At 72.9% G+C, this 24,340-nt stretch carries 24 protein-coding genes; 7 read left to right on the top strand and 17 right to left on the bottom strand.

The window, feature by feature from the left end:
• Positions 1 to 16 precede the first annotated feature (16 nt).
• Genes ACFV9H_RS04690 through ACFV9H_RS04665 form a run of 6 tightly spaced genes read right to left on the bottom strand, consistent with a single transcriptional unit; the run spans position 17 to position 5,385 of the window.
• Positions 17 to 649: an MBL fold metallo-hydrolase gene (locus ACFV9H_RS04690; RefSeq protein WP_385393275.1), complete on the bottom strand. Its 633-nt coding sequence runs from the start codon at positions 647 to 649 to the stop codon at positions 17 to 19.
• A gap of 9 nt (positions 650 to 658) precedes the next feature.
• Complete coding sequence (locus tag ACFV9H_RS04685) at positions 659 to 1,249, bottom strand: hypothetical protein (protein ID WP_385393272.1); 591 nt, start codon at positions 1,247 to 1,249, stop codon at positions 659 to 661.
• Positions 1,246 to 2,478 carry an ROK family glucokinase gene (locus ACFV9H_RS04680; RefSeq protein WP_385393269.1) on the bottom strand — a complete coding sequence of 411 codons (1,233 nt, stop codon included), beginning with the start codon at positions 2,476 to 2,478 and terminating at the stop codon, positions 1,246 to 1,248. The genes ACFV9H_RS04685 and ACFV9H_RS04680 overlap by 4 nt, the downstream gene beginning before the upstream one ends.
• Positions 2,475 to 3,377: an ATP-binding cassette domain-containing protein gene (locus ACFV9H_RS04675; protein ID WP_385393267.1), complete on the bottom strand. Its 903-nt coding sequence runs from the start codon at positions 3,375 to 3,377 to the stop codon at positions 2,475 to 2,477. Before ACFV9H_RS04675 ends, ACFV9H_RS04680 begins: the two co-directional genes overlap by 4 nt.
• Complete coding sequence (locus tag ACFV9H_RS04670; protein ID WP_385393265.1) at positions 3,347 to 4,378, bottom strand: ABC transporter permease; 1,032 nt, start codon at positions 4,376 to 4,378, stop codon at positions 3,347 to 3,349. The genes ACFV9H_RS04675 and ACFV9H_RS04670 overlap by 31 nt, the downstream gene beginning before the upstream one ends.
• On the bottom strand, positions 4,375 to 5,385 hold the full coding sequence (locus ACFV9H_RS04665) for a substrate-binding domain-containing protein (RefSeq protein ID WP_385393263.1): 1,011 nt from the start codon (positions 5,383 to 5,385) through the stop codon (positions 4,375 to 4,377). Before ACFV9H_RS04665 ends, ACFV9H_RS04670 begins: the two co-directional genes overlap by 4 nt.
• A gap of 165 nt (positions 5,386 to 5,550) precedes the next feature.
• On the opposite strand from ACFV9H_RS04665, the gene ACFV9H_RS04660 reads away from it, so the two are divergent.
• The gene (locus ACFV9H_RS04660) at positions 5,551 to 6,555 is read left to right on the top strand and encodes a Gfo/Idh/MocA family oxidoreductase (RefSeq protein WP_385393261.1); all 1,005 of its coding nucleotides are present in this window, start codon (positions 5,551 to 5,553) and stop codon (positions 6,553 to 6,555) included.
• 16 nt (positions 6,556 to 6,571) lie between these two features.
• On the opposite strand, the gene ACFV9H_RS04655 is transcribed toward ACFV9H_RS04660, so the two are convergent.
• Complete coding sequence (locus ACFV9H_RS04655; RefSeq protein WP_385393258.1) at positions 6,572 to 7,765, bottom strand: cytochrome P450; 1,194 nt, start codon at positions 7,763 to 7,765, stop codon at positions 6,572 to 6,574.
• 56 nt (positions 7,766 to 7,821) lie between these two features.
• Positions 7,822 to 8,733, bottom strand: a complete 912-nt coding sequence (locus ACFV9H_RS04650; RefSeq protein ID WP_385393255.1) for a DMT family transporter — start codon at positions 8,731 to 8,733, stop codon at positions 7,822 to 7,824.
• Positions 8,734 to 8,866: 133 nt separating this feature from the next.
• On the opposite strand from ACFV9H_RS04650, the gene ACFV9H_RS04645 reads away from it, so the two are divergent.
• On the top strand, positions 8,867 to 9,235 hold the full coding sequence (locus ACFV9H_RS04645) for a hypothetical protein (RefSeq protein WP_385393253.1): 369 nt from the start codon (positions 8,867 to 8,869) through the stop codon (positions 9,233 to 9,235).
• Positions 9,236 to 9,253: 18 nt separating this feature from the next.
• On the opposite strand, the gene ACFV9H_RS04640 is transcribed toward ACFV9H_RS04645, so the two are convergent.
• From ACFV9H_RS04640 to ACFV9H_RS04630, 3 genes are all read right to left on the bottom strand, one after another.
• The gene (locus ACFV9H_RS04640; RefSeq protein WP_385393250.1) at positions 9,254 to 9,871 is read right to left on the bottom strand and encodes a dihydrofolate reductase family protein; all 618 of its coding nucleotides are present in this window, start codon (positions 9,869 to 9,871) and stop codon (positions 9,254 to 9,256) included.
• Between the two features lie 209 nt (positions 9,872 to 10,080).
• Complete coding sequence (locus ACFV9H_RS04635) at positions 10,081 to 10,488, bottom strand: HD domain-containing protein (RefSeq protein WP_385393247.1); 408 nt, start codon at positions 10,486 to 10,488, stop codon at positions 10,081 to 10,083.
• Positions 10,489 to 10,674: 186 nt separating this feature from the next.
• Entirely contained in the window at positions 10,675 to 11,685 is a 1,011-nt protein-coding gene (locus ACFV9H_RS04630) for an ArsR family transcriptional regulator (protein ID WP_385393245.1), read from the bottom strand.
• Between the two features lie 710 nt (positions 11,686 to 12,395).
• Between ACFV9H_RS04630 and ACFV9H_RS04625 the strand changes: the two genes are divergently transcribed.
• Positions 12,396 to 13,580, top strand: coding sequence for an MFS transporter (locus ACFV9H_RS04625; RefSeq protein WP_385393513.1), 1,185 nt, complete (start codon positions 12,396 to 12,398; stop codon positions 13,578 to 13,580).
• Between the two features lie 70 nt (positions 13,581 to 13,650).
• Positions 13,651 to 14,385: an SDR family NAD(P)-dependent oxidoreductase gene (locus ACFV9H_RS04620; protein ID WP_385393243.1), complete on the top strand. Its 735-nt coding sequence runs from the start codon at positions 13,651 to 13,653 to the stop codon at positions 14,383 to 14,385.
• 7 nt (positions 14,386 to 14,392) lie between these two features.
• Here ACFV9H_RS04620 and ACFV9H_RS04615 read toward each other — a convergent pair whose 3' ends face one another.
• The 3 genes from ACFV9H_RS04615 to allB form a co-directional block, all read right to left on the bottom strand.
• Positions 14,393 to 14,908 (bottom strand): pyridoxamine 5'-phosphate oxidase family protein, encoded by a 516-nt coding sequence (locus ACFV9H_RS04615; RefSeq protein WP_385393241.1) that lies wholly within the window; start codon positions 14,906 to 14,908, stop codon positions 14,393 to 14,395.
• A 181-nt stretch (positions 14,909 to 15,089) separates the two neighbouring features.
• Positions 15,090 to 16,208: an allantoicase gene (gene alc / locus ACFV9H_RS04610; RefSeq protein WP_385393239.1), complete on the bottom strand. Its 1,119-nt coding sequence runs from the start codon at positions 16,206 to 16,208 to the stop codon at positions 15,090 to 15,092.
• A gap of 2 nt (positions 16,209 to 16,210) precedes the next feature.
• Positions 16,211 to 17,545, bottom strand: a complete 1,335-nt coding sequence (allB, locus tag ACFV9H_RS04605; RefSeq protein ID WP_385393512.1) for an allantoinase AllB — start codon at positions 17,543 to 17,545, stop codon at positions 16,211 to 16,213.
• Between the two features lie 335 nt (positions 17,546 to 17,880).
• Here allB and ACFV9H_RS04600 point away from each other — a divergent pair, with 335 nt between their 5' ends.
• Positions 17,881 to 18,684 carry an IclR family transcriptional regulator gene (locus tag ACFV9H_RS04600; RefSeq protein WP_385393236.1) on the top strand — a complete coding sequence of 268 codons (804 nt, stop codon included), beginning with the start codon at positions 17,881 to 17,883 and terminating at the stop codon, positions 18,682 to 18,684.
• Between the two features lie 75 nt (positions 18,685 to 18,759).
• Here ACFV9H_RS04600 and ACFV9H_RS04595 read toward each other — a convergent pair whose 3' ends face one another.
• Entirely contained in the window at positions 18,760 to 19,458 is a 699-nt protein-coding gene (locus ACFV9H_RS04595) for an ABC transporter ATP-binding protein (RefSeq protein ID WP_385393234.1), read from the bottom strand.
• Positions 19,455 to 20,555 carry an ABC transporter permease gene (locus ACFV9H_RS04590; RefSeq protein ID WP_385393231.1) on the bottom strand — a complete coding sequence of 367 codons (1,101 nt, stop codon included), beginning with the start codon at positions 20,553 to 20,555 and terminating at the stop codon, positions 19,455 to 19,457. Before ACFV9H_RS04590 ends, ACFV9H_RS04595 begins: the two co-directional genes overlap by 4 nt.
• Before the next feature lie 134 nt (positions 20,556 to 20,689).
• On the opposite strand from ACFV9H_RS04590, the gene ACFV9H_RS04585 reads away from it, so the two are divergent.
• Positions 20,690 to 22,006 (top strand): sensor histidine kinase, encoded by a 1,317-nt coding sequence (locus ACFV9H_RS04585; RefSeq protein ID WP_385393228.1) that lies wholly within the window; start codon positions 20,690 to 20,692, stop codon positions 22,004 to 22,006.
• Positions 22,003 to 22,632: a response regulator gene (locus tag ACFV9H_RS04580; RefSeq protein WP_385393226.1), complete on the top strand. Its 630-nt coding sequence runs from the start codon at positions 22,003 to 22,005 to the stop codon at positions 22,630 to 22,632. The genes ACFV9H_RS04585 and ACFV9H_RS04580 overlap by 4 nt, the downstream gene beginning before the upstream one ends.
• Before the next feature lie 64 nt (positions 22,633 to 22,696).
• On the opposite strand, the gene ACFV9H_RS04575 is transcribed toward ACFV9H_RS04580, so the two are convergent.
• Positions 22,697 to 24,184 carry a PLP-dependent aminotransferase family protein gene (locus ACFV9H_RS04575; protein WP_385393224.1) on the bottom strand — a complete coding sequence of 496 codons (1,488 nt, stop codon included), beginning with the start codon at positions 24,182 to 24,184 and terminating at the stop codon, positions 22,697 to 22,699.
• Positions 24,185 to 24,340 lie beyond the last annotated feature (156 nt).

Genomic DNA, 24,340 nt, shown 5'->3' with positions numbered 1-24,340 from the left:
CGCCCGGCACCGACAGCTACAGATCGGTGGTGTCCCCGGCGGTGAGTCGCCCGTGGTCCGTGCCGCCCAGGGTGTTCAGGGCGTAGTCGTAGATCGGCCGGGCGATGTCGGAGAGGTAGGCGTCGTGGATGTCGATGGCCCGGCGCGGCTTGACCTCGCGGAGGTAGTCGATCACCTCGGCGACCTTGTTCCAGGGGGCGTGCACCGGGAGCATCAGGGTGTCGACGGGGGCGTCGGGCACGGTCAGCGCGTCCCCGGGGTGGAAGAGGGAACCTTCCACGAGGTAGCCGACATTGGTGACCCTCGGCATGTCGGGGTGGATGATCGCGTGCAGTTCGCCGTGCACCTGGACGTCGAACCCGGCGGCGGTGAAGGCGTCCCCGTTGCCCACGGTGTGCACCCGGCCGGGGTAGGCGGGGGCGATCTTGTCCGCGACGCTGCGCAGGGTCCACAGCTCGGCGCCCGGGTTCGCGTCGAGGGCGGCCCGCAGCCGGCCCTCGTCGAAGTGGTCGGGGTGCTCGTGCGTGACCAGCAGGGCGTCCGCCCCGAGACCGGCGTCGGTCTCGCTGAAGGCGCCCGGGTCGATGACGAGCACGCGCCCGTCCTTCTCCAGCTGGACGCAGGAGTGCAGCCGCTTGGTGAGCTTCATGATCCCAGACTACGGAACGGTCGTGGAGACCACGTAGACCTTGGGGACTTCCGGGTCGGTGAGGTCGACCGTGATGTCCCGGCTGGGGCGCGGGTTCGGCTGGTCCAGGGTGATCCCGTACCAGTCGGACTTCGGGCTCCAGCTCCAGCCAGCGACCTCGGAGTCGTGCGCGGAGATGGAGACCTCGCCCTGGGTCAGCGCGTCCCGGCTGGTGCCGACGGAGGCGAGGAAGACGTCCAGGTCGGCCGGTGTGACCGCGAACGCGGTGTACAGCCGGCTGGTGCGCCAGTTGTTGGTCTCCAGGAAGCCGACCCGCCAGGCCTTGGGCGGGATGGGGACCTCGTAGATGCTGCGCTGAACCCTGGAGGGCCAGCCCGGCCGTACCTTGTGCGCGCCGATCCTGGCGGCCTTGTCGCGGCCGCTCTCGCGGCTCTGCTGGGTGGAGATCGCCAGGTAGCCCGCGGGAACGCCGATCAGCAACAGGATGATGATCGCGGTGATCCAGCGGCGCTTGACGACGTGTCTGCGGTCCTCGGCCGGGAGGGGGGTGGCGTCCCCGTCGGGGGGAGGGGCCTGGCGGGGCAGGGTGGGCGGGTTCACTGCGGGTCCAGGTTGTCGGGGCCGGGGGTCTCGGGGCCGCGGGTCTCCGGGGCGCGGGTCTCGGGGGCGCGGGTCTCGGGGGCGCGGGTCTCGCGCCGGCCCAGCTGCTGCGCGTAGCGCTCGTACCGCTCGTAGCGCTCGACGCGGCGGCGGGTGGCGCGGCGGAAGCGGCGGGCGACGAGCCGGGCGAGGTCGGCGGCTCCGACCATACCGGCCTCGGGGCCGAGCTGGGCCTTGGCGATGCGGGCCTCGGGGCGGTAGCCGCGGCCGGTGAGGTGGCGGCGGAAGGCGTCCCGGGCGGGGCCGATGAGCAGGTCGTCGGCCGCGCTGACGCCACCGCCGATGACGAAGCAGGCGGGGTCGAGGGCGGCGGCGAGATTGGCGATGCCGACGCCGAGCCACTGGCCGATGTCCTGGAACAGCTCGACGCACATGGCGTCGCCCTCGCGGGCCAGCTCGGTGATGAGCGGCCCGGTGATCTCCGCGACGTTGCCGCCGACCCTGGCGATGATGTTGTACGCGACCGGGGAGTCGGCGGCGGCGAGCTCGCGGGCCTCGCGGACCAGGGCGTTGCCCGAGCTGTACTGCTCCCAGCAGCCGCGGTTGCCACAGGGGCAGCGGTGCCCGCCCGGGACGACCTGCATGTGGCCGAATTCGCCGGCGACCCCGTAGCGGCCGCGCTTGACCTGGCCGCCTTCGAGGATGGCCCCGCCGATGCCGGTACCGAGGGTGATCATGACGAGGTGGTCCTCGCCGCGCCCGGCGCCGAACCGCCATTCCGCCCAGGCGGCGGTGTTGGCGTCGTTGTCGACCATGACGGGGACCGCGAGCCGGGACTGGAGGGCGTCGCGCAGCGGCTCGTCGCGCCAGGCCAGGTGCGGGGCGAACAGCACCCGGGACCGGTCGGCGTCGACCCAGCCGGCCGCCCCGATGCCCACCGCGTGCACGTCGTGCCGGTCGGACAGGTCCAGGACCAGCTCGACGATGGTGTCCTCGACGACCTTGGGGCTCTTGGACTTGTCGGGGGTCTCGGTGCGGATCTTCTCCAGGATGACCCCGTCCGCGTCGACGACGCCGGCCATCACCTTGGTACCGCCGATGTCGATGCCGACGGTCGGGACGCGCGGGGCGGTCAGGTGCGACCTGCGCTCACGGGTCCCGATGGTCCGCAGGACGGTGCCTCGCGCCGCCCCCCGGTGGGCGAGCGTGAAGTCCCGGTACGTGCTCATCGAGTCGTGTCGTCCCTGTCGGTGGTGTCCGTGGTGGGGGTGTGCGTGGTGCGGATGTCCCCTGATTCTGCCACTCGCTCCAGTTCGTGGCTCAGCTCGTCGAGCTCGGAGCCGCCCGCCATCTGCCGGGTCAGCTCGTCGAGGGTGATCGAGTCACGGGTGTGGCTGCCCGCCATGGTGCCGCGCTTGAGGAGGACGAAGCGGTCCCCGACCAGGTGGGCGTGGTGCGGGTTGTGGGTGATCAGGACCACGCCGAGGCCGGCGTCGCGGGCGGCGGCGACGTACTTGAGGACCACTCCGGACTGTTTGACGCCGAGGGCCGCGGTGGGCTCGTCGAGTACGAGGACCTTCGCGCCGAAGTGGACGGCCCGGGCGATGGCCACGCACTGCCGCTCGCCGCCGGACAGGGTCCCGATGGGCTGGTCGACGTCGCGCAGGTCGATGCCCATGCGCAGCAGCTCGGCGCGGGTGGTCTCCCGCATGAGTTCCACGTCGAGGCGGCGGAAGGGGCCGCGGCCCCTGGTGGGCTCGGAGCCGAGGAAGAAGTTCCGCCAGACGGGCATGAGCGGGACCACGGCGAGGTCCTGGTAGACGGTGGCGATGCCCAGGTCGAGGGCGGCGCGCGGGTTGGCGAGCACGGTCTCCTCCCCCTCGATCTCGAAGGCGCCGGCGTCGTGCCGGTGCAACCCCGCGATGATCTTGATGAGGGTGGACTTGCCGGCGCCGTTGTCGCCCAGTACGCAGGTGATCTCGCCCGCCGAGACCTCCAGGGAGACCCCTTGGAGGGCGCGGATGTTGCCGTAGTACTTGCTGACGTCGGTCAGCTTCACGAGGGCGGTCGCGCCCTTCCCGCCGGACACGGTCATCGTCACTTCGCCTCCGCCCGCTTGCGGACCCATGCGTTGAGCAGCGTCGCGAGCAGGAGCATCGCGCCGAGGAAGAACTTGAACCAGTCCGGGTTCCACTGGGCGTAGACGATGCCGTTGCTGGTCATGCCGAAGATGAAGGCGCCGACCGCCGAGCCGATGGCGGAGCCGTAGCCTCCGGTCATCAGGCAGCCGCCGATGACGGCCGCGATGATGTACAGGAACTCGTTGCCGACGCCCTCGCCCGACTGGACCACGTCGAACGAGAAGAGGATGTGCTGCCCGGAGATCCAGGCGCACAGGGCCACGCCCATGTAGAGCCCGATGCGGGTCTTCACGACCGGGACGCCGACCGCGCGGGCCGCGTCCGCCCCGCCGCCCACGGCGAAGATCCAGTTCCCGGCGCGGGTGCGCAGCAGGATCCAGGTGGCCACGGCGACCAGGGCCAGCCACCACAGGATGGTGACCTTGAGGGTGACCGAGCCGACGTTCCACTGCGAGGCGAAGAGGGCGCGGGCGGAGGGGAAGCCCTCCATGTCGGCGATGGTCTTGGTGGAGACCGAGCCGCTGATCAGCTTGGTGAAGCCGAGGTTCAGACCGGTCAGCATCAGGAAGGTGCCGAGCGTGATGATGAAGCTGGGCAGTTTGGTGCGGGTCAGCATGAAGCCGTTGAAGAAGCCGATCGCCAGGGTGACCAGCAGCGACACCAGGACGCCGACCCAGACGTTGGCGGTCATCTGATAGCTGAACATCGAGCTCAGCAGAGCCGACGTGGTGACCATGACGCCGGCGGAGAGGTCGAACTCGCCGCCGATCATCAGCAGGGCCACCGGGACGGCCATGATCCCGATGGTCGAGGCGGAGTACAGGATCGTGCTCAGGCTGGACGCCTGAAGGAAGCTGTCGGCGGCGAAGGAGAAGAAGACGAAGACGGCGGCCGCGCCGACGACCGCGCCCAGCTCGGGGCGGCCCAGCAGCTTGCGGACCAGTGAGGTCGGCGCGAGCCGTTCGTCCGCGGTGACGGTGGCGCTCATCGACTGCCCCGCTTGATGAAGTCCTCCAGCTCGGCGGCTTCGGCGCCGGTGACGATCTGCGGCCCGGTGAGGACCGGGCGGCCGCCGCCGAGCACGTCCGCGTTGTAGCGGTAGAGCCACAGCAGGTCGATCGCCTCGTAGCCCTGGAGGTAGGGCTGCTGGTCGACGGCGAAGCCGAGGGCGCCCGACTTCAGGTCGCGGGCGACGGAGGCGTTCAGGTCGAAGGTGTCCACCTCGGCCTTGCTCGCGGCGGCCTCCTTGGCCTTGATCGCGGTGGGGGCGAAGGGCGCGCCGAGGGTGAGGATCGCGTCGACGGACGGGTCCGCCTGGAGCTTGGCCTGGATGGCGGCCTGGACGGAGGGCATGTTGGTGCCCTCGACGTACAGGTTCTCCAGCGTGCCCTTGAAGGTCTTCCCGGCCCCGGCGCAGCGCTGCTCGTGGCCTACGTTGCCCTGCTCGTGCAGGACGCAGATCGCCTTCTTGCGGCCCCGCTCGGACAGCTCGGTGCCGACCGCCTCGCCCGCGATCTGCTCGTCCTGGCCGATGTGGGTCAGTGCCCCGTACGCGGCGGACTGTTCGGATCCGGAATTGACCGTGATCACCGGGATGCCGGCCTTCACGGCCTTGGCGATGACGTCCTTGAGGGCCTCGGGCTTGGCGAGACTGACGACGATCCCGTCGACCTTCTGGTCGATGGCGTTCTGCACGAACTGCGCCTGCTGCTGGGCCTGGTCGTCGTGGGCGTAGACGAAGTTGATGTTGTCCTTCGCCGCGGCCTCCTTGGCGCCCTTCTGGACGATGTCCCAGAAGGTGTCGCCGTCGCCCGCGTGGGTGACCATCGCGAAGGTCCAGCGGGGGGTGGACACGGCGGGCCGGCCCGCCTCGGCGGCCTTCGCCCGCTCCTCGGCGCGCTTGCCGCCCGTACTGCTGCAGCCCGCGAGCGAGGCGCCCAGTACCGCCGCGAGCACGGCGCCGACGACGCGTACCCCTGTCCCAACCCTAGCCACGTCGCCGCGCCCTTCCCTCGTCACCGATTCGGTCCGTCGTCAATCCGGTCATTCCGGCTTCATTCCGGTCCAGCCGCTCAGTATCCGCCACAGTGGACCATGCGGGCCCATCGGGGCATGCCCGGGCAGATTGACAGGTCCCCCGTACGGGGTCACGTTGAGTGCATGCGCATCGGGCTCATCGGAACGGGCCGGATCGGCTCCTTCCACGCGGCGGCGCTGGCCCGCCACCCGGAGGCGGGTTCGCTCCTGCTCGCGGACGCCGACCCCGCGCGGGCGGCGCGCCTCGCCGACCGGCTCGGGGCCACCGCCGCGCCCTCCGTGGAGCAGGTCTTCACCTGGGGCGTGGACGCGGTGGTGGTGGCCTCCTCGACCGAGGCGCACGCGGAGCTGGTCGTACGGGCGGTGCGCGGCGGGCTGCCGGTGTTCTGCGAGAAGCCCCTGGCCCCGGACCTGGACCGGACCCTGGCGGCGCTGCGCGAGGTGGCGGCCGCGGGCGGGCTGCTCCAGGTCGGCTTCATGCGCCGCTTCGACGCGGGCTACCGCACGGCTCGGGAGCTGGTGCGTTCGGGCGCGCTGGGCCGGCTGCACACCGTACGGACGATGACGGCCGATCCGGCGCCGCCGAGCGCCGCGTACCTGGCGACCTCCGGGGGGCTGTACCGGGACTGCCTCGTGCACGACTTCGACATGGTGCGCTGGGTGACCGGGCACGAGGTGGTCGAGGTGTACGCGGCCGGGTCGGACGCGGGGCCGCCGCGGTTCCGGGAGACCGGGGACATCGACACGGCGGCGGCCGTGCTCACCCTGGACGACGGGACCCTCGTCACCGCGACCGGTACCCGGTGCAACGGCGCCGGGTACGACGTACGGATGGAGCTGGCCGGGGAGCTGGACCAGGTGTCCGCCGGGCTGGACGACCGTACGCCGATCGCCTCGACGGAACCGCACGGTCCACCCCCGGCGAGCAAGCCGTGGACGGGCTTCCTGGAGCGCTTCGCCCCCGCGTACGAGGCCGAGCTGGCGGCCTTCGTCCACTTGGTGCGGGGTGAGGGGCCCAATCCGTGTGACGGCCGGGAGGCGCTCGCCGCGCTCCGGGTGGCGGAGGCCTGCGAGCGCTCCCGGCGGGAGCGGCGCCGGGTGCGGATGGAGGAGCTGCCGGATCTGTAAGGGCATGGTGGTGGGGCTACCAGCGGACCGGGAGCCGGCTGACGCCGCGCATCAGGCTGCCCCGCTGCCAGAGCGGCGGTCCCCCGGCGGGGTCCTCCTCCAGCTCGGGGAAGCGCTCCAGCAGGCCCCGGATCGCGATGCGGCCCTCCATCCGGGCCAGCGGGGCGCCGATGCAGAAGTGCAGGCCGTGCCCGAAGGCCAGGTGGCCCTGCGGGGCGCGTCGGATGTCGAAGGTGTCCGGCTCCTCGTACCGCCCGGGGTCGCGGTCGGCGGCGGCCAGCGAGACGAGGACGGTGGCGCCGGCCGGGATGACGGAGTCGCCGATCTCCACGTCCTCGGCGGCGTAGCGGTAGGTCGCGTTCTGCACCGGGCCGTCGTAGCGGAGCATCTCCTCCACGGCGCCGTCGAGCAGGCCGTCGTAGTCCGCGCGCAGGGCGGCCAGCTGGTCGGGGTGCGCCAGCAGGGCGCGTATGCCGTTGCCGATCAGGTTCACGGTGGTCTCGTGGCCCGCCACCAGCAGCAGGAAGGCCATCCCGATCACCTCGTCGGGGGACAGGGCGTCCCCGTCCTCCTCGCGGGTCCTGATCAGGGCGCTGAGCAGGTCCTCGCCGGGGTCCTTCGCCTTGGCCTCGACGAGTTCCGCGAGATAGCCGCTCAGCTGCCGGTGCACGCTGCCGTCCGGGCTGCCGGTGCTCGGCGCCACGATCTCGCGGGACCAGGCGCTGAACCGGTAGCGGTCCAGGTCGGGGACGCCGAGCAGCTCGCAGATCACGGTCATCGGCAGCGGGAAGGCGAGGGCCTTGACCAGGTCGGCGGTGCGCTCCCGCCGGGCGGCCATGGCGTCCAGCAGGTCGTCGGTGATCTGCTGGACCCGTGGCCGCATGGCCTCCATCCGGCGGGCGGTGAACTCACGGGCGACCAGGCGGCGCAGCCGGGTGTGGTGGGGCGGGTCGGACTCCAGCATGTTCGCGTTGGAGGCCGCGGCAAGCGTGTCGGGGAACTGGCCGGAACTGCGCCAGTCCTTGGCGAGGCCGGGGTGGTTCAGTGCCTGGCGGGCCTCGTCGTGGCCGACGACGAGAAAGGTCGGCTCGTACTCGGCGGCCGAGACGGCGACCCGGTGGACCGGTCCGGCCTCGCGCAGTCGTGTGTAGAACGAGTAGGGGTCGGCGTTGAAGTCGGCAGCGTTCGCGCTGATGTCCACAACTGGCATTGGGCCACACTACGGCGGCAGTTCACCCCTGGATGCGGCGTTTTCCGGACACTCGCTCAGCCCGTGGCGGCGCGTCGGCCCCAGGCGGTGCCGGCGAGGACGAGGCCCGCGCCCGCCAAGCCGAGGGGGGCGAGGTGCTCGCCACCGATGGCGATGCCGGCGGCGGCCGCCCACAGGGGTTCGGTGCCGAGCAGCAGGCTGACGCGGGAGGGCGAGGTGCGGCGTACGGCCCACATCTGCACGAAGAAGGCGAAAAGAGTGCAGAAGACGGAAAGGAACGCCAGCCCCGCCCACTCGGCCGCCCCGAAGTCGGCGGCGACGGCCCAGGGGCTCTCTCCCGTCCCCGGCACGGCGGCCAGCAGGGCGAACACGACAACGGCCCCGCCGAGCTGCACGGTGGTCAGGGACAGCGAGTCGGCGTCCTGCACGGCCTTGACCCGGGCCATGAGCAGGACGTGCAGGGTCCGGGCGAGGGCGGCACCGAGGATGAGCAGGTCACCGAGGCTGGGCGCGGTGAATCCCGCGCCCTGCGTCAGCAGCACGACCCCGGCGACGGAGACGCCGGCGGCGCCGAGGAACCCGGCCGAAGGCCGCCGCCGCCTCACCGCGGCCTCGGCCAGCGGCGTGAAGATCATGGTCAGGCTGATGATCAGCCCGGCGTTGGTGGCGGAGGTGTGGACGACGCCGTAGGTCTCCAGCAGGAAGATCCCGCCGAGTACGAGCCCCAGTCCCCCGGCGCCGCGCAGTTGGGCGGGGCTCAGCGCACGCAACTTCCCCCACCCGGCGAGGACCAGCACCGGCAGCACGAGCGCGAACCGCAGCACGAGCACGGCGATCACGGTGTGCGCGGCCGTGATCCCCTTGGCGGCGAGATAGCTGCCGCCCCACACGACGGCGACGGCCAGCACGGGCAGGTCCGCGAGCCAGGCTCGGCGGGGGGCTTGGAGGACGGGTGCGATCGCGGCCAAGGGAGGTCTCCAACGGTTCTGACGGGGTGGAGACTTCGGCGGCTCGCACGGGTGCGGGGTCACCGTACCGGAGCCGATCATGCCGGTCGACCGATTTCCCTGCCTGTCAGACCCTCCCCGTAGCATCGGCGACATGGCCGACCTCTACGCCCTGGACCTGGCGTTCGACCTGCTCGAGTCCACCCCGGACGCGGTGCTCGCGGAGCTCCGCCGCCAGCTCGCGCCGGGCGGACTCCTCTCCTCCCGCGGCCCGGCCGCGCGGATCAGAGGCATGTTGGTGGGTGAATTCGCCCCTGCCTCCCACCCGGGCTGGGCCCTGACCAGCCGCCAGGAGATCCACGAGGAGCAGCTCCCCGCCCTCGAAGACCTCCTCTCGCTCGTCGCCCCGCACATCCGCCCGCCTGGCCCGGTCGGCCGGATCCGCCACTACGCGCACCAGTCCCCGGACCTGCTCGTCCTGCGCGAGGGCCGAGTGGTCCAGGTGGCCCTGGACCCCCGCTAGTGCTGTGGCCGGAAAGGTTCACTCCAAGAACGAGCCGAAGGCGGCCCGCCCCTTCACCCGGTAGGTCTGGATGGCGATCCCGCTGGAGGTGGTCCGCGAACCCGTCAGCTCGCAGGCCGTCGGCAGCCCGCCGGTCGGGAACAACCGCCGCCCGGCGCCCAGGAACACGGGGAACACCTGCAGGTTCAGCTCGTCGACGAGGTCCCGGGCCAGCAGCCACTGCGCGAGCTGCCCGCTGCCGTGCACCTGCAGTTCCCCGTCCAGCTCGTCCTTGACCCGGACGATCTCGCTCTGCAGCTGCTCCCCGTCGATCACGGTGACCGGGCCCCACGCCGGTTCCTTGAGGGTGGTCGAGGCCACGTACTTGGGCAGCCGGTTCAGGCCGCCGGCGACCGGGTCGGCGGGATCGTCGTGCTGCGGCCAGTAGCTCGCGAAGATCTCGTACGTCCGCCGCCCGAGCAGAAACGCCCCGGCGCGGCCGAAGACCTCGGTGACGAACTCCCCCATCCCCTCGTCGGCGTACGGCACGACCCACCCGCCGTAGTCGAACCCGCCGCTGCGGTCCTCCCCGGGCCCGCCGGGAGCCTGCATCACTCCGTCGAGGGTCAGGAAGGTGGTGAGGGTCAGCTTGCCCATGGTTCTGCGCTCCTTGCTCGGTCGTCGCCGCGCACCGGCCTACACCGATTCAGACTCCCGCTCCGCCGGTTTCTCATCGCTCCGCCACGCAGGGAGGGCACCCGCACGCCTTGATCCCCGGGCGGCGGCGGATTCCGGCGGCGATTCCGGCGGCGGCCACCTGCGCGGGCCGGAAGGCGGCAGCCCGCCGGGCGCGCTCGCTCCGGCCCTCAGCCGTGGATCGGGAACGATGCCTGGAACGCGAGGCGCCGGTCGGCGCCGTCACCGATGGCGGTGAGGAGTTCGTCCAGCGCGATGAACTCCTCCCAGGCCGCCCGGCCGCTCGCCTCGGCGAGCCGGGCCACCACGAGGTCCTCCAGCTCGGGGACGCGCTTGTTCTTCCAGATCTTGTCGGCCAGGCTCACCAACAAGTCCTCCAGGCCGACGCCGGATTCCGCCCACGACGCGTGGTTGGCGGCGAAGCGGGCTCGTTCCGGGCCGAAGCCGTGGTCGAGCAGCAGGGCCCGCCCCGCCTCCTCGTGCGCCGACCCGGGGCCGGAGAGCTCGGCCACGTGGACGGTCTTCCCCACGTCGTGCGTCGCCGCCCCGAAGAGCACCGCTTCGCGGTCGAAGACCACGGCGGGGGTGGCGCTGTTCGACCCAGGCGGCCAGCCGGTGCGCGACGTCGTGGACGGCTCGCAGGTGCGCCGCCAGCCGCGGCGGGGCCCCCAGGACCGAAAGGAGCTCCGCGACCTCGTCCGGCAAGGCAATCAGGGACGGGCTGGTACCGCTGCTCATAGCCCTCGCCAGGAGGGAGGTGGCTGTCATCGCGTAAGGGTACGGTCGTCCGCCGCGCCGGCGGGGTGCAGGAGCTGGTCGCCGAGGGCGGTGCGGCGGTAGAGGACGTGGCGTCCGTCGCGGGTGCGGGTGACCAGGCCCGTGGTGTGCAGGACCGCCAGGTGCTGGGAGACGGCGCTGGGGGTGACCTGGAGGCGGCGGGCGATCTCGACGGTGGGCAGGGGGCCGTCGAGGAGGGCGAGGAGGGTGGCCTTGGGGGCACCGAGGAGTTTGGTGAGGGCGGTGTCGTCGGGTGGGCTCGGGGTGGCCCACAGGGTCGCCACGCCCCGGCTGGGATAGGCCAGGCCGGGTGGTTGGTCGGCGGTGACGGGTGGGGCCGGCTTGTGGGCGAAGACGGAGGGGACCAGGAGGAGTCCGCGGCCGGCGGCCGGGATGTGGAAGTCGCCGAGGACGTTGTCGACGTGCAGGGTCCCGCCGTCCCAGCGCAGGTTGGGGTGCATGTCGGCGAACAGCCGGCGGGCGCCGCCGACGGCCAGTTGGCGGGCCCGGTAGGTCATGTCGGCTTCCAGGACGAGCCGCATCGCGGGCCACGCCGGCTGGATCGCGAGCCTCCAGTAATGGTGGAGCAGCTCGCAGATGGTGTCGCGCAGGGCGATGACCGCGTCGTCGTCGGCGAGCGCCGGGTGCAGCGGCGCCGGGAGCGGGTCCGGGTGGTGCGCGTCCAGCAGGTCCCGGCGGACGACGGCGGCCGGGGTGTGGCGTACGACGGCCAGTTCCTCCGCGAAGGTGGCGGAGAACCGCTCCGGGCGGGGAGTCAGGAAGTCGGGCGTCGTGCGGCGTTGCGCGACCAGCGAGGTGAGGAGTGCCGTATCGAGCGTGCCGCTGACGCGCTGGACGGTCGACCGGCGCCAAGACGTGTGGACCGCGGACAAACCCGGCTCGCGCAGGACGCGGAGGCTCAACACGGTGTCCATGAGCGGGGACAGGGCGAAACGGGTGTCCGCGAGGTCGTCGGCGTCGAGCCCGAAGCTGATCATTAAGCCCGAGGCTACATCCATTGGCGGGGGTGGGCGGGTGGGCTGAACTGCCGGGCATGACAGAGCGAGCAGTTGCGGCGGACGGCCGCGCACCGCGCCGGCGCCCGTGCCCGTACCCGTACCCGCGGAGCGAGGAGACGACCTCGGGGAGAGCGACAGCCCAGGCGGCACACACGCCGCCCACGATCCCGACGGCCCCGGCGGCTCCCACGCCAGCGGCACCGCCGGTTCCGGCGCCCCTGCCATCCCCACCGGCACCGGCGCCCCGAACGCCCCCGCCAACCACAGCAGCCCCGGCCCCCCTGGCGACCACGCCGACCCCGGCGGCACCAGCGGCACCAGCGGCACCAGCGACCACGGAAACCCCGGCGGCAGCGGCTACCACGGCACCCTCGGTGGCACCGGTGGCACCGGCAGCACTGGCAACCAGGTTGACCCCGGTGGCACCGGCTACCTCGTCGGCCCCCGTGGCACCGGCGCCCCCCGCGGCGCCGGCACCCTCGTCAACCCCGGTGACACCCGCTACCACGGCAGCACCGGCGACCACGGAAGCCCCGGCAACCACGTCGGCCCCGGTGGCACCAGTGACCTCGTTGACCCGGGTGGCACTGGCGACCACGGCAGCACCGGCAACCACGCCGACCCGGGCGGCACCCGCAGCCCGGGCGAACCCGGCCGCGCCGGTGCCGGCGGCCTCCGTATCCGCCGGGATCGATCGGCGGCTGGTCGCGCTTCTCGCGCTGACCTGCGCCATCGCCGTCGGCAACATCTACTTCCCGCAGGCCGTCAGCCCGCTGGTCGCCGCCGGTCTGGGCACCTCGCCCGACACCGCGGCCGTGGTGGTCACCGCCACCCAGATCGGTTACACCACGGGCATCTTCCTGCTGGTCCCGCTCGGGGACCGGCTCCCGTACCGCCGCCTCCTCGTCACCCTGCTCGCGGCCAGCGGCCTGGCCCTGCTCGGCGCCGCCCTGGCCCGCAGCCTGCCCCAACTCGTCGTCGCCAGCGTCCTCGTCGGCGTGACCACCACCGCCGCCCAGCTGATCGGTCCGATGACGGTCGGTCTGGTCCCGGAGGGGCGGCGCGGCGCGGTGATGGGGACCCTGCTCAGCGGCTCCATCGGCGGCATGCTCCTGGCCCGTACGTTCAGCGGAGGGCTCGGTGAGCGATTCGGCTGGCGGGCGCCCTACCTGGTGGCCGGGCTCGTGGTGCTGTGCCTCGCGGTCGTGCTGGCCCGGATCCTGCCCAGGACCACTGCCGTCGCCGCCGCGCCCCGGGTTCCCTTCCGCACGCTGCCGGTGCGGCCGCTGCGGCTGCTCCGCGCCGAGCCCGAACTGCGCCGCTCCGCCTGCTACCAGGCGGCCCTCTTCGGCGGGTTCTCCGCCGTCTGGACCTGCCTGGCGCTGCTCCTCACCGGCCCGCTCTACGGGTTCGGCCCGCAGGCCCTCGGGCTCGTGGCGCTCACCGGGGTGATCACGATGGCGTGCACCCCGGTGGCCGGCCGGATCGTGGACCGCCACGGACCCGACCCGGTGAACCTGACCTGCTTCCTCGCCACGCTCGCGGCCGCGGCGGTCCTCGCCGTCGGAGCCCGGGGCGGCACCGCGGGGCTCGTCGCGCTCGTCCTCGGCACGCTGCTGCTGGACACCGCCATGCAGTGCGGCATGGTCGCCAACCAGGCCCGCTTCTACGCCCTGCGCGGCGACTCCCGCAGCGCGCTCAACACCGGCTACATGACCTGCGCCTATCTGGGCGGCAGCGCCGGATCCTGGCTCGGCCTGCAGCTCTACGGGTACGGCGGCTGGCTCGGGGTCTGCCTGCTGTCGGCGCTGCTGACGGCGCCCGCCGTCGACTCCGTCCGCCGAGTACGGGCCGCGAAACGCCAGGTCGGATAACCGCCGGCTCCGTGGATCTCCCGGCGATTTCATTGAACTCGCAACCAATTGGCGACGCGGGAGGAAGAGCATGGACGGCAACACGGCGGCCCTGGTGACCGGTGGAAGTCGCGGGATCGGGGCGGCGAGTGCGCTGCGGCTCGCCGAGGACGGGGTGGACGTGGTGATCACCTACGTCAACGACGCGGAGGCGGCGGCCGAGGTCGTCGGGAAGGTCGAGGCGCTCGGGCGGCGCGCGATCGCCGTGCGGGCCGATGCCGCGGACCCGGCGGCCGCCGCCTTGGCGGTGGAGCGGACCGTGCACGCGTTCGGGCGACTCGACGTGCTGGTGAACAACGCGGGCGTGGGCGTGATCGGGCCGCTGGAGGGTCTGGGCCTGGCCGAGGTGGACCGGGTGCTGGCGGTCAACGTACGCGCGGTGTTCCTCACCGCGCAGGCGGCCGCCGCGACGATGCGACCGGGCGGCCGGATCATCACCATCGGCACCTGCATGACCCAGCGGGTGCCCGGTCCGGGCGGCACGCTCTACGCGATGAGCAAGTCGGCGCTGATCGGGCTGACCAAAGCCCTCGCCCGGGAGTTGGGCGAGCGCGGGATCACCGCGAACATCGTCCACCCCGGGCCGGTCGACACCGACATGAACCCGGCGGACGGCCCCTACGCCGGCCCGCAGGCGGCGATGACCGCCCTCGGGCGCTTCGGTACCGCGCCGGAAGTGGCCGCCGTGGTGTCGTTCCTGGCGGGACCGGAGGCCGGCTACGTGACGGGCGCCGAGTTCGCCGTGGACGGCGGACACGCCGCGTAGGGATCGGTCAGGGCAGCCAGCGGCCGGCCTTCATCAGGTCGCGGCCTGCGATCTCGTTGACCTCGCGCCAGGCCTGGATCCACACCGGCACGATCCGGAAGTAGGGGTAGGGCGCGGCGAAGCCGCCCGGGTCGAAGCCGGTGTGGGCCGCGAAGGCCTCGCGCTCCCCCGGCACGAGGTCCGCCACGTCCAACGACGTCGCGGTGCCCTCGACGAGGACCACGTCGCGGGTGGCGCCGAAGGCGAGGCGGACCCGGCCGCCCGCGAGCAGGTTGCGGCCGGTGGGCGTGGTGGGGCTGGTCGAGACGAGGAAGGTCTCGCCGTCCCACAGGAAGGAAAGCGGGACCAGGCAGGGGTTGCCGGCGGCGTCCGCAGTGGAGACCCAGACGTCGTTGTCGCGTTCGAAGCGCGCGAGGGTGTCCTTGAGGCGTACGACGTGTTCGCGCGGCGCCGCGACGGCCGCGACGGCCGCGGCAGGCTCTTCGGTGGTCTGCTCGGATTCCGTCGTGGTCTGCTCGGTCATGCGGGCGGGCTCCTGTCCGTGGGCCGGGGCGGCCCCGGCCGGGGCCGCCTCGGCCCACCTTGCCCCACCCGCACGGGAATTCGTACGGAAATACGCCGAAGGGGCGCGCCGCCGAGCGGTGCGCCCCTTCGGGTCGTGCGCGCCCCGGGGGTGTCGGCCCCCGGGGCTGGATCGGGTGGCGTCAGCCACCCAGCTCCTGGTGGCGGGCGGCGTGCGCGGCCGTCCCGTTCTCCGTCAGCGAGCCGTACAGGCGCAGGCGCGAGAAGCCGCCGTCCGGGAAGATGTCGATCCGGACGTGCGTGCCGACCGCCGGGGCGTCCAGCACGAAGCGGTGGTTGGTGTCGGGCTGCAGGCGGGTGCGCGGCAGGAACTCGGTCCACTCGCCCTCCTCGCCCGTCTTGATGGACAGCGAGGCCCAACCGGCCGAGTTGCCCTTGAGGTACGCGGTGTCGATCTCGACGGCGCGGATCTCGGACTCGGCGACGAGCTGGTAGCGGATCCAGTCGTTGCCGTTGTCACGGCGACGGGCGGTCTCCCAGCCGTCGTCCATCTTGCGGGAGCGGCCCGGGTTGATGGTGTTGGTCGGCGGGGAGTAGAAGCGGTTGGACGCGTCCTGGACCGCGCCGCCGTTCTCCAGCGCGACGACGTCGAAGGTGCCCAGCGTGGCGAGCCACTTCGGGTCCTGGGCGACCTCGCCGTAGACGCGCAGGCGGGCGATGCCGCCGTCCGGGTGCTGGTTGACGCGCAGGTGCGTGAAGCGCTGCTCGACGGTCACCTCGAAGCCGTTGGCCGCGTGGCCGCCGACCGGGGTGCGCGGGACCAGGGTCGTCCACTTCACGTCGTCACCCTGGAGCTCCTCCGGGGTCGGCGCGAGGGCGCCTTCCCAGTTGGTGCCCTCGATGGAGACGGCCTGCGGCATGTTGCCGCGGAAGTGGGCGGTGTCGACGACGATGCCGCGGATCACGCCGGGGGCGCCCAGGCGGACGAGCGCCCAGTCGTGGTCCTCGGCGGTCGGCCACGGCTGGTCGGCGGAGACACCGCGACGGCGGCGGGTCTCCCAGCCGTCCATGATCTTGCCCTTGTGACCGAAGTGCTCCGGGTCGAAGTGCCCGGCCTCGGCGATGAGCAGGTTCTCGCGCTGGGCGAAGAACTCGTCGTTCGCAGCGATGACACCGGCGCCCAGCTCACGGGCGGCGAGGTTCGCGTACTGGGTGAACGGGAAGTCCGCGGTGCGGTAGTCCGCGTACGGGTCGCCGCCTCCGTACGGGTTCGCGTTACCGGTGAAGGAGGGAATCGCCACTGTCAGTTCTGCCTTTCGAGGAGGAGGCCCGTGGGCTCGGTCGGGTTGCCGTGGTCGGCGATCTGCGTGCCGCGCAGCCAGGTGGACTTCACGACGCCGTGCAGGGTCTTGCCCGCGTACGCCGTCACCTGGTTGCGGTGGTGGAGTTCGGCCGGGTCCACGGTGAACGTTTCTTCGGGGGCCAGGACGGCGAAGTCGGCGTCGCGGCCGGCCTCGATCGCGCCCTTCTGCGCCAGTCCGGCGAGGGCGGCCGGGGCGGCGGACATCCAGCGGACGACGTCCTCGAGGGTGCGGCCGCGCTTGCGCGCCTCGGTCCAGATCGCGGGGAGGCCCAGCTGGAGGGAGGAGATGCCGCCCCACGCGGTGGCGAAGTCGCCGGTCTTCAGGTCCGCGGTGGAGGGCGAGTGGTCGGAGACGATGCAGTCGATCGTGCCGTCGGCGAGCGCGTCCCACAGGACGTCCTGGTTCGCGGCCTCGCGGATGGGCGGGCAGCACTTGAACTCGGTCGCGCCGTCCGGGACTTCCTCGGCGGTGAGGGTGAGGAAGTGCGGGCAGGACTCGACCGTGATCTGCACGCCCTCGGCCTTGGCGGCGGCGATCAGCGGGAGCGCGGAGGCGGAGGACAGGTGCAGGACGTGCACGCGGGCGTTCAGCCGCTTCGCCTGGGCGATCAGGTTCTGGATCGCGGTGTTCTCCGCGTCCTGGGGGCGGGAGGCCAGGAAGTCGGCGTACTTGGGGCCCGGGTTCTGCGGGGCGGACTCCAGGTGGTGCGGGTCTTCGGCGTGCACGATCAGCAGGCCGCCGAAGCCGGTGATCTCGGCGAGCGAGGTGGCCAGCTGCTCCTGGTCGAGCAGGGGGAACTCGTCGACGCCGGAGGGCGACAGGAAGCACTTGAAGCCGTAGACGCCGGCGTCGTGCAGCGGGCGCAGGTCCTTGACGTTGTCCGGCAGGGCGCCGCCCCAGAAGCCGACGTCCACGTGCGCCTTGGCACGGGCGACCTCCTGCTTGACGCGCAGGTTGTCGGTCGTGGTGGTGGGCGGCAGCGAGTTCAGCGGCATGTCGAGGATCGTGGTGATGCCGCCGGCCGCGGCGGCGCGGGTGGCCGTCCAGAAGCCTTCCCACTCGGTGCGGCCCGGGTCGTTCACGTGGACGTGGGTGTCGACCAGGCCGGGGAGCAGGACGTCGTCGCCGAAGTCCTCCAGCCGGGCTCCGGCCGGTACCTCGGCCTCGTACGCCAGCACGGCCGCGATCTTCCCGCCGGCGACGGCCACCGAGGCGGCACGCGTCCCCTCGGGGGTGATGACGCGCGTCGAGCGCAGTACCAGTTCCACAGCCACGTCGGACACCGGAACCTCCCCATCTACTTCCACAGAGCGAAATTCAACGTTCTGTTGACGGAGTCTTCACGGCGATGGAGAACCAGTCAAGAGCGCCCGGACGGACCACTGACACACCAGCACCGCAATTGGATGTTTCCACAGGATGGAATTAAGATTTCGCTATACAGAATGTAGCTACCACCACCGGGAGTCGGGCGGGTAACTTCGCGAGGACGTCCGCCCCCGGACATACCGCCTCTGACCGGCGGGGACGGCATCGCCCCTGCTCTAGGGCCGACGCCGACCGACCGGTAGGCTGCTTCCTTGCCTGCCAGCACCGAAAGGACCGCGCCGTGCCGACGTCCAGCGCCAGCACCACCGACGCTTCCGCCAAGCCCACCGCCGCCAGCGGTGGCGTCCAGTCCCTTGAGCGCGCCTTCGATCTGCTCGAACGAATGGCCGACGCGGGGGGCGAAGTCGGCCTGAGCGAGCTCTCCGCCGCCAGCGGTCTGCCGCTGCCGACGATCCACCGTCTCATGCGCACGCTCGTGGCGTGCGGCTATGTCCGCCAGCAGCCCAACCGACGTTACTCCCTCGGGCCGCGTCTGATCCGCCTCGGCGAGTCCGCGTCGCGGCTGCTGGGCACGTGGGCCCGCCCCTACCTGGCCCGCCTGGTCGAGGAGACCGGCGAGACGGCCAACATGGCCCTGCTCGACGGGGACGAGATCGTCTACGTCGCCCAGGTGCCGTCCAAGCACTCCATGCGCATGTTCACCGAGGTCGGCCGCCGGGTGCTCCCGCACTCCACGGGCGTGGGCAAGGCGCTCCTCGCGTACACCCCCGCCGAGGAGGTACGGGCCCTGCTCGCGCGCACCGGGATGCCGGCCGCGACCGAGAAGACCATCACCACGCCCGAGGGCTTCCTCGACGCGCTGGAGCAGGTCCGCAAGGTCGGCTACGCGGTCGACGACAACGAGCAGGAAATAGGAGTCCGCTGCCTCGCGGTCTCCGTGCCGAACTCGCCGACCGCCGCGGCGATCTCCATCTCGGGCCCCGCGGGCCGCGTCACGGAGGCCGTGGCCGAGTCGTTCGTGCCGATCCTGCAGGGCGTGGCCGCCGAGCTCTCGGTCGCGCTGGCGAACCAGAACCCCGCGTAGCGACCGGTTCCGTACGTACGAAGGCCCCGGCGCCCCTCACTACGGGGGCGCCGGGGCCTTTCCCCGTACGCGGGCTCAGGACGCCGGGACCCGCTCCGGCTCCGCGCCCTGGGTCAGCCGGCCGTCCGTCATGGTCGCCGTACGGTCCATCCGGTCCAGGTGGGCGTGGTCGTGCGTGACCAGCACGGTGGCCGTGGAGCGCTCCCGGGTCAGGGCGACCAGCAGGTCGAGGACCGCCGCGCCGCGCTCGTGGTCCAGGGCGCTGGTGGGCTCGTCGACGAGCAGCACGGCGGGCTCGTTCATCAGGGCCCGGGCGATGTTGATCCGCTGGCGCTGGCCGCCGGAGAGCTGGTGGGGGCGCTTGTCGGCCTTGTCGGCCAGGCCCACCGCGTCCAACAGCTCCAGCGCCCGCCGGCGCAGCGCGCGGGAGGGGCGGCCGGACAGGTGCGCCATGACCTGGAGCTGTTCGGCGGCGGTGAGCGAGGCGAGCAGGTTCGGCTGCTGGAAGACGATGCCGATCTTCTCCCGGCGCAGGGCCGCCTTCTCGGCGGCGCCGAGCCCGCCGCTGTCCGTACCGGCGACGACGACCCGGCCGGAGTCCGGGGTGACGAGGGTCGCGGCGACCGCGAGCAGGCTGGACTTGCCGGAGCCGGAGGGCCCGATCACCGCCGTCAGGGTGCCCGCGGGGACCTCCAGGCCGACCGCGTCGAGGGCGGTGAGCCTGCCGTCGCCGTCGGGGTAGGTGAGCGTGACGTCGTGCACGAGCAGGGTCATCGGGCGCTCCCGAGGGCGGTCAGCGGGTCTACGGCGGTGATCCGCCGGATGGACAGGGCGGCGCCGAGCGCGCCGAGCACGATCATGATCGCGGCGGGTGCGAGCACGGTGGCGGCGTCGAGGACGAAGGGCACGTCCCCGCCGCTGATCAGCGCGCCGAATCCGGCGGCGAGCGCGGTGCCCAGCCCGGTGCCGATGGCGAGCATGACCACGGCCTGGCCGAGGGCGTCCTTGAGGAGGTAGGGGGTGGAGGCACCCAGTGCCTTGAGGACGGCGATGTCCGCGCTGCGCTGGATCGTCCACACGGTGAAGAAGGCCCCTATGACGAGCGCGGAGATCGCGAAGAGGAAGCCGCGCATCAGCTGGAGCGAGCCGTTCTCGGCCTGGTACGAGCCTATGGCGCCGAGCGCCTCGTCCACGGTCTGGGCCTTGGTGCCGGCCGCCTTGTCCGCGGCGGCGAGGTCCGCGTTCCCGTTCGCGTTCCCGTTCGCGGAGACGGCGACGACGGTGGCGAGGGTGTCGATGGAGGTGCCGGGGTTCCCGATGCGCTGCCAGTCGTTCAGGTCCATCCAGACGACGGGCGTGTGGCTGTAGGCGGCGGTGCCGGAGACGGCGGCCACGGTCAGTTCGAGCGGGCCGATCTTGAGCCTGCCGCCCGCGCCGAGCCCGCCGAGCTCCTTGGCGGCCTTCTCGGTGAGGACCACCTGGCCCTGGGTGAGGCCGGCCCCGCGCGGGGCGAGCCGGCCGGCCGCGTCCACGCCGAAGACGGAGACCGCGGCGGTCCGCTCACCCGCGGCGGCGTTGGTGGTGCGGATGCCGAGCGGCTCCGCGGCGCTCACCCCGGGCGTCCGGCTCCAGGCCTGCCAGGCGCTCTCCGGCACCTGGGAGTTGGTGAACGACACCTTCTGGTCCCCGGCCGGTGCGGCGAAGGCCAGGTGCGTGGCGGGCAGACCGGTGATGGCCGAGATGTTCTCCCTGGCCAGGCCGGAGGTGAGCCCGGACAGCAGACCGACCAGCAGCGTGATCAGCAAGACGACCGAGCCCATGAGGGCGAAGCGGCCCTTGGCGAACCGTAGATCTCTCCATGCGACGAACATGTCCCCCACCTTGGTCGTCCGCGTGGACACAAGGCATCGCGCCACGGTAGCGATCCTCGGATCGAAGGGCGCACGCCGACATCAAACTTTTGGTTGACCGGGGGTGCGCGGGCCCCACTTACGCTGGTCGGAACATGGCTGTTCTGAATCCCCCCGCCTCGCGCCCCCTCACCCCCGTCTCCCGAGTGCTGCGGCTGTGCCTGCACGCGCTGCTCTTCGGGCTGCTCGCGCTGGCCGCCGGCCGGGCCGTCGCCGACTCCGCGCCCCTGGCCGGCTGGGTGGTCGCCGCCTGCGCGCTGTCGGCCGCCGTGTACGCGGCCGGCGTACGGGCCCCCTCGGTGCACGGCTCGCCGCGCGCCGGGGCCCTGTGGTTGGCCGCGCTGGGCGCCGCGTGGGTGGCGCTGCTCGTGGTCTCGCCGGACGGGCTGTGGGTCGCCTTCCCGCTGTACTTCCTGGAGCTGCACCTGCTGCGGCTGCGCTGGGGCGTCGCGGCCGTCGCGGTGACGGCCTGCGCGGCCATCGCCGGCTTCCTCGGGCACAGCAGCGCGGTGACCCCGGGGGCCTTCCTGGGACCGCTGCTGGGCGGGGCCGTGGCCGTGGCGACCGTGCTGGGCTACCAGGCCCTGTACCGGGAGAGCGAGCGGCGCCGCGAGCTGATCGAGGAGCTCATCGCGACCCGGGCCGAGCTGGCCGCGGCGGAGCGTGGCGCCGGGATCCTCGCCGAGCGGGAGCGCCTGGCCCGGGAGATCCACGACACCCTGGCCCAGGGTCTGTCCTCCATCCAGCTGCTGCTGCGGGCGGCGGAACGGGCTCTCTCCGAAGGTTCGGCGAGTGGTGCGCGCCCGGCTCCGGTGGCCGCGGAAACGGCCCGCGCCGAGGCGGGGGCCGGGAGCGGGGCCGGGAGCGGGGCCGAGGCCTCCGGAGGGCGGGCGGCGGCACTGGCGCACATCGCCCGGGCGCGGGAGGCCGCGCAGGAGAACCTCGCCGAGGCGCGTCGCTTCGTACGGGCCCTCACGCCGCCGGACCTGGAGCACGGGTCGCTCGCCGGCGCGCTGGAGCGGCTGTGCGCGGGGGTGCCGGGGCCGCGGGTGCGGTTCTCGCTGAGCGGCGGCCCGCGGGAGCTGCCGACGCCCTACGAGGTGGCCCTGCTGCGGATCGCCCAGTCGGCGCTGGCCAATGTGGTCCGCCACGCGCGGGCGGACCGCGCCGAGATCACGCTGACCTTCATGGACGCCTCGGTGACCCTGGACATCGTCGACGACGGGCAGGGCTTCGACCCTTCCTCGGCCGCGTCCGGTGCCGGCCACGGCCACGGCGACGGCGGCTTCGGGCTGCCCGCCATGCGCTCGCGCGCCGAGACCCTGGGCGGGCTGTTCACCGTGGAGTCGGACCCGGGCCAGGGCACCGCCGTGGCCGTCACCCTGCCCCTGCCCCTGGAGGCGTCCCGATGACGATCCGGCTGCTGCTCGCCGACGACCACCCGGTGGTCCGGGCCGGGCTGCGCGCGGTGCTGGACACCGAACCGGACTTCGCGGTGGTCGCCGAGGCCGCGACGGCCGAGCGGGCGGTGGAACTGGCGGCGGTCGAGTCGGTCGACGTGGTCCTGATGGACCTCCAGTTCGGCCCCGGCATGCACGGCTCCGCGGCGACGGCCCTGATCACCGCCCGCCCGGGCGCGCCGCGGGTGCTGGTGCTGACCACGTACGACACGGACGCGGACATCCTGGCGGCGGTGGAGGCGGGCGCCTCGGGCTACCTGCTCAAGGACGCCCCGCCCGAGGAACTGGCGGCGGCCGTACGCACCGCCGCCGCGGGCCAGTCGGCGCTGGCCCCGGCGGTGGCGCTGCGGCTGATGGACCGGATGCGGACGCCTGCGGAGGCGTTGACGAAGCGGGAGCTGGAGGTGTTGCAGCTGGTCGCGGACGGGCTGTCGAACCAGCAGATCTCGAAGAAGCTGTTCCTCAGCCAGGCCACGGTCAAGTCCCACCTGGTGCACATCTACGCCAAGCTCGGCGTCGACTCCCGCACCTCTGCCGTCGCGGCGGCCGCCACCCGCCGCCTGATCCGCACCCCGTAGCCGGGGCCAGGCTCCGCCCGGCGGCGAACGCGTACTTCCGGCCCCGGGCCCGGTGAGGGACGCCCTACGCCACCCAGTGCGGCCGCTCCACCGCCGACGGCAGCGGGACCCCGTCGTGGAAGGCGCTCGCGAGGCGGCGTACGCCCTCGTCCAGCCGGTCGGCGGGCAGGGTGTACGGGATGCGGAGCCGGTGTTCGAAGGTGCCCGGGTCCACGCCGAAGCGGGCGCCGCGGCCGATGTGCACGCCGACGGCCGCGGCCCGTTCGGCCAGGGCTGAGCTGACCGGCTCCCCGAGGTCCACCCAGAGCGAGAGCCCGCCCGGCGGGAGCTGCCAGGACCACTCGGGGGTGTGCCGCTGGAGCGACTGTACGAGGGCCTCGCGCTGGATCCGCAGCTGTGCGAGCCGTGCGGGCAGGGAGCGGTCGAGGTCGTCGAGCAGCGGGAGGGCGACCAGCTGGTCGAGGACCGAGCCGGTCATGTCCGCCGCGACCCGTACGGCCGTCAGCTCGGTGATCATCTTCGCGGTGGCCCGGATCCAGCCGACCCGCAGGCCGCCCCAGTGGGTCTTGCTCAGCGAGCCGATGGTGATCACGTGGTCGGCGCCGCCGCGCGGGGCGAGCGAGGCCATGGGCGCGGGCGCGGGCACGTCCAGCGCGATGTCGGCGATGGTCTCGTCGACCACCAGCCAGCTCCCGGTGGCCCGGGTCGCCGCGAGCAGCCGCAGCCGCTGCTCCGGCGGCATGAGGCTGCCCGTCGGGTTCTGGAAGTCGGGGATCACGTACGTCAGCCGCGGCACGGTCTGGCGCAGCGTGGACTCGGCGATCTCCATGTCCCAGCCGGCGTCGGAGACGGCTATGGAGCCGGTGCGCAGCCGGGCGTGGCGCAGGGCGTCGAGGGCGTTGGCGTAGGTCGGGTTCTCGGTGACGACCCGGTCCCCGGCCCGGCACAGCAGGCTCACGACCAGCGCGAGGGCCTGCTGTGCCCCGGCCGTGACGAGGATCTGCTCGGGGCGCGTGGGCAGCCCGCGCCGGGTGAACCGGTCGGCGACGGCGGTGCGCAGGTCGGGCAGGCCGAAGGGATGGTAGCCGGGGTTGCGGGCGAGCCGGGGCAGCCTCGGCGCGGCCCATGCCAATGCCTCGGCGAGGCTGCCTTCGGGGGCGCCCATGGCGGCGATGGCCAGGTCGACTCCGGGGTCGTCGTCGGCGCTGTAGCCGCCCGCCCCGAGGAGGACGTGGCCGCCGACGGGGCGGTGGCCGTCGGGGAGTTCGGTCCAGGTGCCGGAGCCGCGCCGGCTGCGGACGTAGCCGCTCTCGCGCAGCAGGTCGTAGGCGCCGGTGACGGTGGCCCGGCTGGCGCCGACGGCTTCGGCGAGCTCGCGCTCGGCGGGCAGCCGTACGTGCAGGGCGATGCGGCCGTCGAGGATCAGGGTGCGCACGGCGTCGGCGAGCGTCCGGTAGCCGGGGCGGGCCAGGACCTCGGCGGGGAGCAGTGCCGCGAGCTGGCGGCTGCCGATGGTTCTGTCCGCTGTGTGGACCACTCGCCCGTTTGCCATGCCAACCTCCCCTGATTGGCTCTGACGGCCAGGCCAATCGAGGACCAGACTCGCGGTATTGGCCCCCGATTGGCAAGGAGACGCCGAGATGTTGACCGACCGTGACGAACGTGCCCTGCTGGCTGCCGCCGAGAACCGGATCGCCGACCCGCTGCG

The sequence above is a fragment of the Streptomyces sp. NPDC059874 genome (assembly GCF_042731135.1).
Lineage (GTDB): Bacteria > Actinomycetota > Actinomycetes > Streptomycetales > Streptomycetaceae > Streptomyces.
This window is presented reverse-complemented; position numbering and strand designations above follow the sequence as displayed.

Coding starts and splice junctions, on each gene's coding strand:
- ACFV9H_RS04630 (WP_385393245.1), bottom strand. CDS start 11,685: ATGATCAGCTTCGGGCTCGACGCCGACGACCTCGCGGACACCCGTTTC.
- ACFV9H_RS04660 (WP_385393261.1), top strand. CDS start 5,551: ATGCGCATCGGGCTCATCGGAACGGGCCGGATCGGCTCCTTCCACGCG.
- ACFV9H_RS04580 (WP_385393226.1), top strand. CDS start 22,003: ATGACGATCCGGCTGCTGCTCGCCGACGACCACCCGGTGGTCCGGGCC.
- ACFV9H_RS04645 (WP_385393253.1), top strand. CDS start 8,867: ATGGCCGACCTCTACGCCCTGGACCTGGCGTTCGACCTGCTCGAGTCC.
- ACFV9H_RS04590 (WP_385393231.1), bottom strand. CDS start 20,555: ATGTTCGTCGCATGGAGAGATCTACGGTTCGCCAAGGGCCGCTTCGCC.
- ACFV9H_RS04615 (WP_385393241.1), bottom strand. CDS start 14,908: ATGACCGAGCAGACCACGACGGAATCCGAGCAGACCACCGAAGAGCCT.
- ACFV9H_RS04675 (WP_385393267.1), bottom strand. CDS start 3,377: ATGGGTCCGCAAGCGGGCGGAGGCGAAGTGACGATGACCGTGTCCGGC.
- ACFV9H_RS04585 (WP_385393228.1), top strand. CDS start 20,690: ATGGCTGTTCTGAATCCCCCCGCCTCGCGCCCCCTCACCCCCGTCTCC.
- ACFV9H_RS04595 (WP_385393234.1), bottom strand. CDS start 19,458: ATGACCCTGCTCGTGCACGACGTCACGCTCACCTACCCCGACGGCGAC.
- ACFV9H_RS04620 (WP_385393243.1), top strand. CDS start 13,651: ATGGACGGCAACACGGCGGCCCTGGTGACCGGTGGAAGTCGCGGGATC.
- ACFV9H_RS04575 (WP_385393224.1), bottom strand. CDS start 24,184: ATGGCAAACGGGCGAGTGGTCCACACAGCGGACAGAACCATCGGCAGC.
- ACFV9H_RS04670 (WP_385393265.1), bottom strand. CDS start 4,378: ATGAGCGCCACCGTCACCGCGGACGAACGGCTCGCGCCGACCTCACTG.
- ACFV9H_RS04655 (WP_385393258.1), bottom strand. CDS start 7,765: ATGCCAGTTGTGGACATCAGCGCGAACGCTGCCGACTTCAACGCCGAC.
- ACFV9H_RS04640 (WP_385393250.1), bottom strand. CDS start 9,871: ATGGGCAAGCTGACCCTCACCACCTTCCTGACCCTCGACGGAGTGATG.
- ACFV9H_RS04680 (WP_385393269.1), bottom strand. CDS start 2,478: ATGAGCACGTACCGGGACTTCACGCTCGCCCACCGGGGGGCGGCGCGA.
- ACFV9H_RS04690 (WP_385393275.1), bottom strand. CDS start 649: ATGAAGCTCACCAAGCGGCTGCACTCCTGCGTCCAGCTGGAGAAGGAC.